The following is a 12648-nucleotide window of genomic DNA, read 5'->3' on the forward strand; positions in this document are numbered from 1 at the left end:
TGCACAAGCAACGGAGTCGCTGAATAATGGATCGGATCAAGCTGAACCTCGCGCTTCAGGGCGGTGGTGCCCACGGTGCATTCACCTGGGGAGTACTCGATCGCCTGCTGGAAGAACCCTGGTTCGAGATAGAGGCGGTAAGCGGCACCAGCGCCGGTGCGATGAACGCGTTGATGCTGGCCGAAGGCTGGCGTAAAAATGGCGCCGCGGGTGCCCGGCAGCAGCTGGCTCTGTTCTGGGAAGAGCTGATGCAGCCGGTCAATCTGTCCCACGGCGCGCTCGGCGATGCGATGAGCTGGCTCTGGCAGAGTATCAGTACCCACCTGTCCCCTTATGACCTGAACCCCTTCGATATTAACCCTCTGAAGGATCTGCTGATCGAGACTGTGGACTTTCAGGCGGTGAGAGAAGCTTCGCCGTTCAAGCTGTATATTGCCGCAACATCGATCGAAAACGGCAAGCTGAAGCTGTTCCGGGAGCACGAGCTGCAGGTGGATCATCTGCTGGCATCCGCCTGTCTGCCGCGGCTTCATCAGGCCGTTGAGATTGATGGCCGGTATTACTGGGACGGTGGTTTTGCCGGTAATCCGGTGCTTTATCCACTGCTGATGGATGGGCAGAACCTGGACCTGCTGATGATTCTGCTGCAACCGATGGAAAGAACCTCGCTTCCCACCACCTCCCAGGCGATAGCTGACCGGGTGGCGGAGCTTGGCTTTCAGACCGCCTTCATGCGCGAGATGCGTGCCGTTATTCTGATGCAGCAGCGTTTGAAACGCAGGCCCTGGCTCGTCGGCCGGCTGAATCGGCGTCTGCGCCGCCTTCGCTTCCACATGATCGGACCGGACGAAACGCTCGCCTCCCTGCATCGATCAAGCAAATACAACACCAGTCGGACCTTTCTCTACGAATTGCGTGACAGGGGGCGGGACCAGGCCAGTCGGTTTATCTCCATGCACGGTAACAAGGTGGGGAAGAGGACCAGCTGTGTTCTGCAACGCTATTTTCTCTAGGCCAGCCGGCCACCGGGTGTGCGCCGGCGCAGGTGTCGAGTAGAATGTGCGCCATCGAGTGCCTATTAAGAGACGGAGACCTATGACTGACTCGAGTGATCCGCAGCCGCAGAACGAATCGGCCAAGACCGACCATGAGGGGCGCAAACCCCGCGGGATTTACCTGCTGCCGAACCTGTTCACCACCGGTGCACTGTTTGCCGGTTTTTACGCCGTGATCGCCGGCATGAGCGGACGCTATGAAGCGGCCGCCGTGGCGATATTCCTGGCGATGGTGTTCGACGGGCTGGATGGCCGCGTGGCCCGCATGACAGGTACACAGAGCAAGTTTGGTGCTGAGTATGATTCCCTGTCCGATATGGTGTCCTTCGGGATTGCGCCGGCACTGGTGTCGTTTACCTGGGTGCTGAGTGATCTGGGCAAGGTCGGCTGGGTTGCCGCCTTTATCTACTGCGCCGGTGGTGCACTGCGACTGGCTCGGTTCAACACGCAGATCGGCTCCATCGACAAACGCTATTTTATGGGGCTGCCGAGTCCGGCGGCCGCAGCAGCGATTGCTGGCCTGATCTGGTTCTGTACGGTCAATGAGATCGACCCGAACGGTTTCGCCTACGGCATGGCCGTCTACGTTGCGCTGGCTGGTGTGCTGATGGTTAGTAATATTCTCTACTACAGCTTCAAGGATGTGGATTTCAAAGGCCGAATTCATTTCCTTAAACTGGCCGCGATCGTTCTGGTGGTTGCGGTTATCGCCACCAACCCGGCGCTGTTCCTCTGGGTGCTGTTCCTGCTTTACGCCATCTCCGGCCCGCTGCTCTGGCTCTGGAGACGCCGTCCGCGCGGTGCAAAATAAGCGCAACAGTCAGAATCGCCCCGGCTTGTCCGGGGCGTTTTTGTTTCTGGGGAATGCCTCTTTTGGCGATGGGCTGGTATCCGGATGATCCCGAATCTGGTTCGGGGCGCCGGGGACTGATCGAAAACGCTGAAGTTTGGCGTAACTGCAATGTTGGCTGTAAGGAATGGACGGCTCGACCGACTCAAGGGAGAAAGACACCTCCGCCCGGTGTCTATTGAACAGATAGCTAAATCAGGAGGACGATGGATGTTGATCAAACAGGCATCAGATATCCGCTCCAGCGAAATTACGCCGGAGTCGGTCTATCGTCAGCGCCGGCAGCTGCTCAAGGCGATGCTGGCCGGTGGGGCGCTTATGGCGGCGGGGCCCGCACGAGCGCTTGAGCGTTATGAGTTACCGGAAGAGGCAAAGCGGTATCCGGGACCGGACTGGCTGCAGAGCAAGCTGCGCGCAGCGGCCAGGGGTACGCCCATAGAGGGGGAGGCGTTGACCCCCTATCGCCATGTCACCGGCCATAACAATTTTTACGAATTCGGACTGGCCAAAGAGGACCCCAAGGCGAAGGCCCAGGGGCTGAAAACCGATCCCTGGAAGGTGGAGGTCAGCGGCGAGGTGGGTAAACCCGGTTCCTATTATCTTGAGGACCTGCTCAAGCCACACGAACTGGAAGAGCGGATCTACCGGCTGCGTTGTGTGGAAGCCTGGTCCATGGTGATTCCCTGGGTGGGCATTCCACTGGGTAAACTGATTTCGCAGTTGCAGCCGACCGGTAACGCCAAATTTGTCGAGTTCACCACCTTGCATGATCCGGCGCAGATGCCGGGGCAGAAGAGCTTTTTCAGTACGCTGGACTGGCCCTACACCGAAGGCCTGCGAATGGACGAGGCGATGCATCCGCTGACGCTGCTGGCCGTGGGTGTCTACGGTGATGCGCTGCCGCCCCAGAATGGCGCGCCGTTCAGGCTGGTTGTGCCCTGGAAGTACGGCTTTAAGAGCATTAAATCGATAGTAAGTATTCGCTTCACCGAACAGATGCCGCGGGCGACCTGGAACGAGACGGCGCCTAACGAATACGGCTTTTACGCCAATGTGAACCCGGAAGTCGATCATCCTCGCTGGAGTCAGGCAACGGAGCGGCGCCTGCCGTCTTCCCTGTTCAACCCCAACCAGATCGATACGCGGATGTTTAATGGATACGCTGATCAGGTGGCACACCTGTATCAGGGGATGGATCTGCGCAAATGGTTCTGAGTATTGCCGAGTTGCACCGCTCCAGCACCGGCCGCAGGGTGTTCTGGTGGCTGCTCTTTCTGCTGCCGCTGCTGCCCCTGGGCTATATCGCAGAGGCGGCTTACAGCCTGGATCTGGGGGCGGACCCGGCGCAGACCATCGTCACCTTTTTCGGTATCTGGACGCTGAGGTTGCTGTTTCTGACGTTGGCGGTTACCCCCTTCCGGCGGTTGTTCGGCTGGAACTGGTTGCAGCGTTACCGGAGGATGTTTGGCCTGTACACGCTGTTCTACGCCTGCCTTCACCTGCTCTCATTCGCTACCTTTATCCTGGGTTGGCGTCCGGACCTTATCGCCCGGGAGCTATCGGAACGACCCTATATCATCGTCGGATTTGTCGCCTGGCTGGGGTTGGTGGCACTGGGTGTCACTTCGACAAGAGGCTGGGTACGTCGACTGGGACGCCGCTGGCAGCAACTGCATTATCTGATTTATCCGATCTCGCTGCTGGCGCTGCTGCATTTTGCCTGGCTGATCCGGGCAGGGTACGGTGAGGTACTCGCCTACGCACTGGTGCTGTTTTTCCTGCTGGGCTACCGCGTCGCCTACCGGCTCAAGCGGCAGCGTAAGGTTCAGAACGCCTGAGGCGTTTTTTTGGCGTAAACCCGACAACCCTTTCCTGACTCTGGAATGTTTGGTTTTGGCCACCTCTTTAGTATCAAAGGCTTAGGTCTGTGTGGCTGGGTGCCGCTCTGGCATCCGATATGCAGATTCTCCTTGTTGTCCGTGTAAAACGACAGGGGGAGCAGGATGTCGAACACCGCTGCAAAGAGCGAGCGTCCAGTATTTAACGCTGAGGGTGCACTGAACTTTATCAACGTGGTGGATAGGCATCTGCGCGTGGTTTCCCGGCTGCAACTGGCCACAGAACCGCATCACAGCATCCGCCTTGACCTCAGTCTTTTTTACGACAACCACCCTGCCGGTTCGCTGTCGTTCGATCTGAACGGCTTCAGCCCCGCGGAGAGTGTGGCCCTGGCCCGGGATATCAAGTCCAACCCTTACCTCCTGCGCGAGATAGATGAATATCTGTGCGGCGATCTGATCGAGTAACCGAGGAGTACGAGATGCTTGAAGCCGATTTTTTTGAAGTCTCCGACGAGTTCGTCAATCTCGCCAACGAGATGCTCGAAGAGTGGGCGCAGCCAATGCTGAGTGCCGCGATCATGCATGCCGCCGCGCGGTTCAATGCGTTCAATTACCTGAGCCAAGAAGATGAGGATCCAGCCAAGGCGGTGGGATTCCTGACCGACCAGTACCGCCAGATGCTCGAAGAAGCGATCCGGGAAATGAAGCGCGGGGGCTGACAGCCCCGCGTTTCATCTCGCAAAACCAGCTCCCCTGACCTATACGTTAAGGAGCCTGCAAGTAAGTCCCAATGAGATTCTGGCTTATAGCGCGGACCGTAATCGAGGCGCCGCTTTGAAGGCATGCTGGTTGCCTGTCGAGAAGCGGTAACAAAGAGTACGGTTCGCGCTATAAGCCCCCAAGGGCGAGTCCTGAAACGCACATCTGCTGTGTTGCAGTGCTTGAAAAGGGGTACACCATTTCCTGCACACTGCGCCTTGCAGCTGCACGTTTCAGGATTCGCAGAGATCACTTGGGACTTACTCGCAGGTTCCTGAGGAGGTGAGTCCTATGAGCCATATCCTGCAACGTTGGTGGAAGACCCTGCTGGGTGTTCTGTCAGGCTTTTTTGGTGTCCAGTCCGAGCAGCGTAGAGAGGAAGATTTCAAGGAGGGACGGGCAATCCATTTCGTGGTCATTGGTCTGGTGATGGCCGCATTTTTCGTGTTTTTCGTGATACTTCTCGTACGTTGGGCGCTCAGCCTCAGTGGCGCCTGATCCCTGTTTGGCGACAAAGCCCGACGATCGCCTCCCGTCTCTGTCATTTCCTTGCGTTTTTCTGGTGGCTGCTATACTCGGCTGTGAGGGTCGCACGCAAAGCCAGTAGCCAGATATCAAGCCGGATTTGCGTAGTCCTCTGATTCCAAAGGGAAAGTGGCCCGCTTTGCGGGTCGGGACGGATCCCGGGTACATCCTTATGGAGGCCTGGCATGGGAATGATAAGAATAAGACCCTGGAGCTTCCCACTCGCCCTGATGCCGCTGACGGCACAGGCTGAGTGGACGGTGAATCTCAGCCCCGGTGTGACCGAGATAAGCCGCTCCATCTACGATCTGCACATGACGATTTTCTGGATCTGCGTAGCGATCGGCTGCGTGGTATTCGGCGTGATGTTCTGGTCTATATTCCATCACCGCAAGTCGCGCGGCGCCAAAGCGCACCACTTCCACGAGCACACAGTGGTGGAGGTTATCTGGACGATTATTCCCCTCGGTATCCTGGTCGCCATGGCGGTACCGGCCACGGCGACGCTGGTCAAGATGTATGACCCCAAGGATGCTGGCCTCGATGTTCAGATCACCGGTTATCAGTGGAAATGGCGTTACCAGTATCTGGATCAGGACCTGGATTTCTTCAGCAACCTGGCGACACCCCGCGAACAGATTTCCAACGAGCAGGGCAAGGGTGAAAACTACCTGCTCGAAGTAGATCGTCACCTGGTGCTTCCCACCGATACCAAGATTCGCTTCCTGCTGACGGCCAATGACGTTATTCACAGCTGGTGGGTGCCAGCGCTGGCAGTGAAAAAGGATGCCATTCCCGGTTTTATCAACGAGGCCTGGGCGCAGATCGATGAGCCCGGGATCTATCGCGGTCAATGTGCTGAGCTCTGCGGCAAGGACCATGGTTTCATGCCGATCGTGGTCGAGGCGGTTACGCCGGATGAGTTTGAACAGTGGCTGGCCGAAGCCAAGGCGGAAAAAGCCGCAGCGGCCGAGGCTGCCAATCGCACCTGGACACTGGATGAGCTGATGCAGAGCGGTGAACAGGTGTATCTCAGCAACTGTGCGGCCTGTCACCAGGCTAACGGTGAGGGCCTGCCGCCGGCCTTCCCTGCGCTGAAAAATAGTCCGATCGCCGTGGGTGATGTGGCGGCTCATATCGATATCGTGCTGAACGGCAAGGCCGGCACGGCGATGCAGGCGTTCCGCGATCAGCTAAGTGCTGCGGAACTTGCCGCGGTGATCACCTACGAGCGCAACGCCTGGGGCAACAGTACCGGTGAGGCGGTTTCGCCGACCCAGATAGCGGACCGAATTGGCGGCAGTGATACACAAGGGGAGGGCAACTGATGGCGACCTTGGATACAACCGCTGGCGAAATTCACGAGTCTCACCACGGCCCGGCCAAAGGGATAGGGCGCTGGCTGTTCACCACCAACCATAAGGATATCGGTTCACTTTACCTCTGGTTCAGCCTGCTGATGTTCCTCACCGGTGGTGTAATGGCGCTGCTGATCCGTGCCGAACTGTTCCAGCCGGGGCTGCAGCTGGTCGAGCCCGGTTTCTTCAACCAGATGACCACCATGCACGGTTTGATCATGGTGTTTGGTGCGGTAATGCCGGCTTTTGTCGGGCTTGCCAACTGGATGATCCCGATGATGATCGGTGCGCCGGATATGGCGCTGCCGCGAATGAATAACTGGAGCTTCTGGATTCTGCCGTTCGCCTTCGCGATGCTGATCTCGACGCTGTTCATGGATGGTGGTGCACCCAATTTCGGCTGGACCTTCTATGCGCCGCTGTCGACCAGCTATGCGCCACCGAGCGTGACCTACTTTATCTTTGCCATACATATCATGGGTGCGAGCTCGATCATGGGGGCGATCAATATCATCGCCACCATTCTCAATATGCGCGCTCCCGGCATGACGATGATGAAGCTGCCGCTGTTTGTCTGGTCCTGGCTGATTACCGCGTTTCTGCTGATCGCGGTAATGCCGGTACTGGCCGGTGTGGTCACCATGATGCTGATGGATATCCACTTTGGCACCAGTTTCTTCAATGCCGCCGGCGGTGGTGATCCGGTGCTGTTCCAGCACGTGTTCTGGTTCTTCGGTCACCCCGAGGTTTACATCATGATCCTGCCGGCGTTCGGTATTATCAGCCAGATAATTCCCACCTTCTCGCGCAAGAAATTGTTCGGTTATGCGTCGATGGTGTATGCAACGGCGTCGATCGCGATTCTTTCCTTCCTGGTCTGGGCGCATCACATGTTTACTGTGGGGCTGCCGCTGGTGGGTGAGCTGTTCTTCATGTTCGCTACCATGTTGATTGCGGTGCCCACCGGGGTGAAGGTGTTCAACTGGGTCACCACCATGTTCCGCGGCTCGCTGACCTTCGAGACGCCGATGCTGTTTGCCATCGCCTTTGTGGTGCTGTTTACCATCGGTGGATTTTCAGGGCTGATGCTGGCGATAGCGCCGGTGGATTTTCAGTATCACGACACCTACTTCGTGGTGGCTCACTTCCATTACGTGCTGGTGCCGGGAGCGATCTTCTCGATCATGGCGGCGGCCTATTTCTGGCTGCCGAAGTGGACCGGCCATCAGTTGAACGAGCGGATGGGCAAAATCCATTTCTGGCTCAGTTTCATCGGCGTCAATATCACCTTTTTTCCGATGCACTTTATCGGCTTGGCCGGGATGCCCAGGCGTATCCCGGATTACGCGCTGCAGTTTGCCGATTTCAATATGGTGGCGTCGATCGGGGCATTCATCTTCGGCTTTTCCCAGCTGATCTTCGTCTGGAACGTGATCCAGAACGTGCGCGGTGGCGAGAAAGCCTCGGCGCAGGTCTGGGAAGGTGCCGAGGGTCTGGAGTGGACGGTGGACTCGCCAGCGCCCTATCACACCTTCAGCACGCCGCCGAAAGTGGACTGAAGCCATGAGCAGCAACAGCGCTAACCGTCGCCTGCTCACCCGCCTGCTGCTGGCGGCGACCCTGATGTTCGGCTTTGGCTTTGCACTGGTGCCTCTGTATGACGTGTTCTGCCGGGTAACGGGGCTGAATGGCAAGATCACCAATACCGGGCCGGTGGAACAGACGGGTATCGATGCCCAGCGTCTGATCAAGGTACGCCTGATCGGGGTGAATAACGAGGGTATGCCCTGGCAGTTCGGCCCCCGGGATTCGCTGGTGGAGGTGAACCCGGGCGAGATGCGCCAGACCGCGTTTCAGGCAACCAATCCGACGACTCACTCGATGGTTGCCCAGGCGATTCCATCGGTGGCGCCGGGTGAGGCCGCTCAGTACCTGCACAAGGTGAACTGCTTCTGTTTCAACTCGCAGACTCTGGCAGCGGGGGAATCCGCCGAGATGCCGCTGCTGTTCGTGATCGATAAGGAGCTTCCCGAGCATATCCGCTCGATCACGCTTTCCTACACGCTCTTCGATATCTCGCCGGATAAAACGGCGAAACGATCTGAAGCGACCCAGATGGGAGGTTCCCAAATATGAGTGCCCAGTCATCCTATTACGTGCCGGCTCAGAGCAGCTGGCCGATTATGGCTTCCTTCGCGATGTTTCTGCTGGCATTCGGGGCGGGAACAACGATCAACGGACTGAGTGGCAAAGCCGATGGCACCCTCGGTGTGGTGTTGCTGCTGCTGGGGGCGCTGTTGATGGGCGGCATCCTGGTGGGTTGGTTCAGTCATGTGATTCATGAAAGCCGGGCAGGGCTTTACAGCCCACAGATGGACAGATCTTTCCGCTGGGGGATGAGTTGGTTCATCTTCTCGGAAGTGATGTTCTTCGCCGCCTTTTTCGGTGCCCTCTTTTATGTCCGTACCCTGGCGGTACCCTGGCTGGGCGGAGAGGGTGACAAGGGTGTATCCCAGATGCTCTGGCCCGGTTTTACTGCCGAGTGGCCGCTGATGAACCCGCCGGATACGGAACAGTTCGCCGGCCCCCGGGCGATCGTCGATCCCTGGCATATACCGCTGTTGAATACCGTGCTGCTGGTTACCTCAAGCTTCACGGTGACCCTGGCGCATCATGCACTGCTCAAGGATAAGCGGGCGGCGGTGGCGCTCTGGCTGGCTGCGACAATCTCGCTTGGGGTGGTGTTTATCGGCTTCCAGGCCTACGAGTATGTCCATGCCTATACCGAGCTGGGCTTGACGCTGAATGCCGGCGTGTATGGCGCAACCTTCTTCATCCTGACCGGCTTCCACGGTCTGCATGTGACGCTCGGCACCCTGATGCTGATCATTATTCTGCTGCGGATTCTTAAAGGCCATTTCGATTCCAAGCATCACTTTGGCTTCGAAGCGGTGGCCTGGTACTGGCACTTTGTGGATGTGGTCTGGATCGGGTTGTTCCTGTTCGTGTACGTGTTCTGAGCCTGCTGCTACCAGGGGACGTGCGAGTGCAGGTGCCCGCTGAGGAAACCGAACAGTACAAGGGCCAGCAGGGCGGCGCTCAGGATCACACGGATCATCAGGGTGTTAGCCATACGCTTTTCGCCAGCCCGGTCTTTCATCATGAACCAGAGACTGGTGAATAGCGCGACGACGATCGAGGCGAAGATGAAAAGGGCGGCAACACGAAACATGATGAATTCCTGTGACGACACACGTGGCTGGTCCAGTCAGTAAACAAGAGAGGCAGGTATCAGGCAAGGTCGGTGTGAGGTACTGGCTTTATCCGCTTTGGCTGCTGGCGCTGGCTGGGCTCATCTCTCTGGGATTGTGGCAGCTGGATCGCGCTGAGCAGAAGCGGCTTTGGCAGACGGAACAGGCGGGTGAGGCACTGCAATTTAGCAGCGGCCCCGGGATTGAAGCGGCCATGGCAGGGCGGAATTGGCTAAAAGCAGAGCTCAAGGTGGCCTGGCCGGATGTTAATCCGTTGTACCTGGATAACCGAACGCAGCAGGGAAAAGCAGGTTACGAACTGCTGCTGCCGGTCCAGCTTGAGGATGGCTCTTTCATGGTGGCCAACCTGGGATGGTTGCCGCTGCCGGCGAGCCGGGAGGTACAACCAATAGTGGGCAGGCCCGAGGCAAAGAAGCTGTCTGGTGTGCTGGGCTACCCGGTAGACACCTATACCCTTGGCGCCGAGCAGGGTGATAAACCCTGGCGGCTGCAGCAGCAGAGCCTTGCACTGATGGAAAGCCGATGGCGTCTTGATCTGCACCCCTGGGTGATCTGGCTGGAGCAGCCGCTCATCCCGGGGATCGAGGCCAGAGCCCCGGGGGCGGGGCAGATGCCGCCGGAAAGACATGTAGGTTATGCGGTTCAGTGGTTCGCGCTGGCGTTGGCGCTACTGATTCTGGGAGGAGTGCTGGAGTGGAAAACAAGAAAAAAACAGCATCACGGTTAACGCTTTGGGCGATCTGGGCAACGGCGCTGATTCCTCTGGGAGCGGCAACCCTTGCCTACACCCAGCAATGGGCGGTGACCCAGGGGCGGGTCAATCAGGGCGAGTTGCAGAATCCCGTGCTGACACTGGAGCAGTGGGGCGGTAGCGATGATCTCTACATCGGGCACTGGACACTGCTGGTAAAGCCAGAGCAGCGTTGTCTGCAACCCTGTCGCGATCAGCTGGAGCAGTTGAAAGCGATCCATGATGCCCTGGGGCGTGATTCGACCCGGCTCAGGGTACATGTGGCGGAGTCGGAACCTTTGACGCTCGCAAAAGGGGTCTGGTTGATCGATCCGAACGGCAACCTGGTTCTGAAATACAGGACAGAGCTGATCGGCAAGCCGTTGCTTAAAGATCTTAAGCGTCTCTTGAAGGCGTCTCAGTTGGGCTGAGTCGGGAGGTGAGCGTGAACCTGAGCTGGCGGCTGATCAATATTTCGGTAGGACTGGCACTCATAGTGGTGTTGCTTGGTGGTTGGACGCGCCTCAATGATGCAGGGCTGGGTTGCCCGGACTGGCCGGCCTGTTATGGCCACTTCGTGCTGCCACCGGCCCACCAGATTGAAGAACGAATCCTGATTAACTTCCCCGGCCATGCCGTCGACCTCAGAAAAGGTTGGCTGGAAATGGTACATCGCTACGCAGCCTCCCTGCTGGGGCTGATGATCCTGGTGCAGGCGGTTTTGGCGTTGCGAAACCGCAGGCAGGACGGCTATCCCTGGTTGCTGTCATGCGGTTTGTTAATGTTGGTGAGCGTACAGGGGCTGTTTGGCATGTGGACCGTGACTCTGAAGCTGGTGCCCTGGGTTGTGACCCTGCACCTGCTGGGTGGTCTGACTACGCTGGCGCTGCTCGTGAGGTTGCGGCAGCGCCTGAGAGCGCTACAAGAGCGGCCGCGGCAGTTTGGGCATCGCGCCGATCCTGCGGTTGTGATCCTGCTGTCGGTACTGTTTTTTCAACTGGCTCTGGGGGGATGGACAAGCAGCAACTACGCCGGTTGGGCTTGCGATGACTGGTTTGTCTGTCATCAGGGGGGCGGTGTCGCCTATGACTTTGCCACAGGAATGAATCCGGTGGTTCCCCTGGGACCCAATTATGAGGGGGGACTGCTTCCGGCGGAGGCGCGCGCCGCGATACAGATCAGTCACCGGTTTGGCGCACTGTTATTTGTGCTGGCTCTCGTCGCGGCCACTCTGCGTCTTCGTTCACAGCTGGCGCTGAGACCCTGGTTGGTGCTCGTTTGGGGAGTCACCGCGGCCCAGGTGTTGCTCGGCATCTTCAACGTGATTTTCCAGTTACCCCTGGCGCTGGCGACGGCGCATCATGCAGTTGCCGTTCTTCTGCTGCTGTCGGTGATGGTCGTTTATGACAGGGCGTGTGTTCAGCACAAGCGAATGGAGGTCATTCATGGCTACTTATCCCCTGGCTAGTCCGGAAATCGTCGGGAAAGCAGGCTGGCGCGATTATCTGGGACTGTGCAAACTGAGAGTCGTCATGGTGATGCTGCTGACACTGGTTGTCGGTATGTGTCTGGCAACACCTCAGGTGCCCCCGCTGCAGCTCTTGTTGCTGACCAATATCGGTGTCGGTCTGGCCGCTGCGTCCGCTGCTGCGGTCAACCATGTGCTGGATCAGGGGATCGATGCCAGGATGGCGCGTACCGCGCGCCGGCCTTTGCCCCAGGGTAAAGTCACACCACTACAGGCCATCGTTTTTGCCGCAGTACTTGGTGTGGCTGGAGTGGCTGTTCTGGCCGTGGCGGTTAATCCGTTGACTGCCTGGCTTACCCTGGGATCGCTGATCGGCTACGCGTTTGTCTACACCGCATTCCTCAAGCGGGCCACACCGCAGAATATAGTGATCGGCGGGGTGGCAGGTGCGGCGCCGCCGTTGATCGGCTGGGTTGCCGTTACCGGAGAGGTGACGGCGGATGGTCTGCTCCTGATGCTGATTATCTTCGCCTGGACACCGCCACATTTCTGGGCGCTCTGCATCGCGCGCAAAGATGATTACGCCCGTGCCGGTATCCCGATGCTGCCGATTACACATGGCGAGTCGTTCACCCGGTTGCAGATCCTGCTGTATACGCTGTTGACTGTTTTGCTGACTCTGCTGCCTTACTTTATCGGGCTCAGTGGTCTGATTTATCTCGCTTGCGTACTAGTGATTGACGCCCGTCTGGTGTACTGGGCCTGGCGTCTGTTCAGTGCCCGGGAGGCT

The 12648-nt window shown here is 58.2% G+C and carries 16 protein-coding genes (1 of these 16 cut by a window edge); 15 read left to right on the forward strand and 1 reads right to left on the reverse strand.

Features of this window, described 5'->3' with window-relative positions; translation table 11 throughout:
* Positions 1 to 26: 26 nt before the first annotated feature.
* The 11 genes from ACQUQP_RS04260 to ACQUQP_RS04310 all read left to right on the forward strand — a co-directional run bounded on the left by ACQUQP_RS04260 (position 27) and on the right by ACQUQP_RS04310 (position 9408).
* Positions 27 to 1013, forward strand: a complete 987-nt coding sequence (locus ACQUQP_RS04260; protein ID WP_432697572.1) for a patatin-like phospholipase family protein — start codon at positions 27 to 29, stop codon at positions 1011 to 1013.
* Positions 1014 to 1095: 82 nt separating this feature from the next.
* Positions 1096 to 1866 (forward strand): CDP-diacylglycerol--serine O-phosphatidyltransferase, encoded by a 771-nt coding sequence (gene pssA, locus ACQUQP_RS04265; protein ID WP_432697573.1) that lies wholly within the window; start codon positions 1096 to 1098, stop codon positions 1864 to 1866.
* Between the two features lie 249 nt (positions 1867 to 2115).
* A complete protein-coding gene (gene msrP, locus ACQUQP_RS04270; protein ID WP_432697574.1) occupies positions 2116 to 3120 on the forward strand; it encodes a protein-methionine-sulfoxide reductase catalytic subunit MsrP in 1005 nt (334 codons plus the stop codon).
* Positions 3111 to 3743, forward strand: coding sequence for a sulfite oxidase heme-binding subunit YedZ (locus tag ACQUQP_RS04275; protein WP_432697575.1), 633 nt, complete (start codon positions 3111 to 3113; stop codon positions 3741 to 3743). Before msrP ends, ACQUQP_RS04275 begins: the two co-directional genes overlap by 10 nt.
* A 165-nt stretch (positions 3744 to 3908) precedes the next feature.
* A complete protein-coding gene (locus ACQUQP_RS04280) occupies positions 3909 to 4211 on the forward strand; it encodes a hypothetical protein (protein ID WP_432697576.1) in 303 nt (100 codons plus the stop codon).
* A gap of 14 nt (positions 4212 to 4225) precedes the next feature.
* The gene (locus ACQUQP_RS04285) at positions 4226 to 4465 is read left to right on the forward strand and encodes a DUF3144 domain-containing protein (RefSeq protein ID WP_432697577.1); all 240 of its coding nucleotides are present in this window, start codon (positions 4226 to 4228) and stop codon (positions 4463 to 4465) included.
* A gap of 331 nt (positions 4466 to 4796) precedes the next feature.
* Positions 4797 to 5003, forward strand: a complete 207-nt coding sequence (locus ACQUQP_RS04290) for a DUF2970 domain-containing protein (RefSeq protein WP_432697578.1) — start codon at positions 4797 to 4799, stop codon at positions 5001 to 5003.
* Between the two features lie 218 nt (positions 5004 to 5221).
* Entirely contained in the window at positions 5222 to 6358 is a 1137-nt protein-coding gene (gene coxB, locus ACQUQP_RS04295; RefSeq protein WP_432698672.1) for a cytochrome c oxidase subunit II, read from the forward strand.
* Entirely contained in the window at positions 6358 to 7947 is a 1590-nt protein-coding gene (gene ctaD, locus ACQUQP_RS04300; RefSeq protein WP_432697579.1) for a cytochrome c oxidase subunit I, read from the forward strand. The genes coxB and ctaD overlap by 1 nt, the downstream gene beginning before the upstream one ends.
* A 4-nt stretch (positions 7948 to 7951) precedes the next feature.
* Positions 7952 to 8524, forward strand: a complete 573-nt coding sequence (locus ACQUQP_RS04305; RefSeq protein WP_432697580.1) for a cytochrome c oxidase assembly protein — start codon at positions 7952 to 7954, stop codon at positions 8522 to 8524.
* Positions 8521 to 9408: a cytochrome c oxidase subunit 3 gene (locus ACQUQP_RS04310; RefSeq protein WP_432697581.1), complete on the forward strand. Its 888-nt coding sequence runs from the start codon at positions 8521 to 8523 to the stop codon at positions 9406 to 9408. The genes ACQUQP_RS04305 and ACQUQP_RS04310 overlap by 4 nt, the downstream gene beginning before the upstream one ends.
* Positions 9409 to 9416: 8 nt before the next feature.
* On the opposite strand, the gene ACQUQP_RS04315 is transcribed toward ACQUQP_RS04310, so the two are convergent.
* Complete coding sequence (locus tag ACQUQP_RS04315; protein ID WP_432697582.1) at positions 9417 to 9620, reverse strand: DUF2909 family protein; 204 nt, start codon at positions 9618 to 9620, stop codon at positions 9417 to 9419.
* A 74-nt stretch (positions 9621 to 9694) separates the two neighbouring features.
* On the opposite strand from ACQUQP_RS04315, the gene ACQUQP_RS04320 reads away from it, so the two are divergent.
* The 4 genes in view from ACQUQP_RS04320 to cyoE are tightly spaced (at most 14 nt apart) and all read left to right on the forward strand, a layout consistent with a single transcriptional unit that may run on beyond the window.
* Positions 9695 to 10387 carry an SURF1 family protein gene (locus ACQUQP_RS04320; protein ID WP_432697583.1) on the forward strand — a complete coding sequence of 231 codons (693 nt, stop codon included), beginning with the start codon at positions 9695 to 9697 and terminating at the stop codon, positions 10385 to 10387.
* Positions 10354 to 10821, forward strand: coding sequence for a hypothetical protein (locus ACQUQP_RS04325; RefSeq protein WP_432697584.1), 468 nt, complete (start codon positions 10354 to 10356; stop codon positions 10819 to 10821). Before ACQUQP_RS04320 ends, ACQUQP_RS04325 begins: the two co-directional genes overlap by 34 nt.
* 14 nt (positions 10822 to 10835) lie before the next feature.
* The gene (locus ACQUQP_RS04330) at positions 10836 to 11858 is read left to right on the forward strand and encodes a COX15/CtaA family protein (protein ID WP_432697585.1); all 1023 of its coding nucleotides are present in this window, start codon (positions 10836 to 10838) and stop codon (positions 11856 to 11858) included.
* Positions 11836 to 12648, forward strand: the 5' portion of a protein-coding gene (gene cyoE, locus ACQUQP_RS04335; RefSeq protein WP_432697586.1) for a heme o synthase. 96 nt of this gene lie beyond the right edge of the window; only the first 813 of its 909 coding nucleotides appear in the window; its start codon is at positions 11836 to 11838; its stop codon lies beyond the right edge, outside the window. Before ACQUQP_RS04330 ends, cyoE begins: the two co-directional genes overlap by 23 nt.

Origin of the sequence: Marinobacterium sp. YM272 (assembly GCF_050908845.1) — a bacterium.
In the GTDB taxonomy this organism is placed as follows: Bacteria; Pseudomonadota; Gammaproteobacteria; order Pseudomonadales; family Balneatricaceae; genus Marinobacterium_D.

Excerpts from the sequence above, each read along its gene's own strand:
- ACQUQP_RS04260 (WP_432697572.1), top strand. The coding sequence starts at position 27 with ATGGATCGGATCAAGCTGAACCTCGCGCTTCAGGGCGGTGGTGCCCAC.
- pssA (WP_432697573.1), top strand. The coding sequence starts at position 1,096 with ATGACTGACTCGAGTGATCCGCAGCCGCAGAACGAATCGGCCAAGACC.
- msrP (WP_432697574.1), top strand. The coding sequence starts at position 2,116 with ATGTTGATCAAACAGGCATCAGATATCCGCTCCAGCGAAATTACGCCG.
- ACQUQP_RS04275 (WP_432697575.1), top strand. The coding sequence starts at position 3,111 with ATGGTTCTGAGTATTGCCGAGTTGCACCGCTCCAGCACCGGCCGCAGG.
- ACQUQP_RS04280 (WP_432697576.1), top strand. The coding sequence starts at position 3,909 with ATGTCGAACACCGCTGCAAAGAGCGAGCGTCCAGTATTTAACGCTGAG.
- ACQUQP_RS04285 (WP_432697577.1), top strand. The coding sequence starts at position 4,226 with ATGCTTGAAGCCGATTTTTTTGAAGTCTCCGACGAGTTCGTCAATCTC.
- ACQUQP_RS04290 (WP_432697578.1), top strand. The coding sequence starts at position 4,797 with ATGAGCCATATCCTGCAACGTTGGTGGAAGACCCTGCTGGGTGTTCTG.
- coxB (WP_432698672.1), top strand. The coding sequence starts at position 5,222 with ATGATAAGAATAAGACCCTGGAGCTTCCCACTCGCCCTGATGCCGCTG.
- ctaD (WP_432697579.1), top strand. The coding sequence starts at position 6,358 with ATGGCGACCTTGGATACAACCGCTGGCGAAATTCACGAGTCTCACCAC.
- ACQUQP_RS04305 (WP_432697580.1), top strand. The coding sequence starts at position 7,952 with ATGAGCAGCAACAGCGCTAACCGTCGCCTGCTCACCCGCCTGCTGCTG.
- ACQUQP_RS04310 (WP_432697581.1), top strand. The coding sequence starts at position 8,521 with ATGAGTGCCCAGTCATCCTATTACGTGCCGGCTCAGAGCAGCTGGCCG.
- ACQUQP_RS04315 (WP_432697582.1), bottom strand. The coding sequence starts at position 9,620 with ATGTTTCGTGTTGCCGCCCTTTTCATCTTCGCCTCGATCGTCGTCGCG.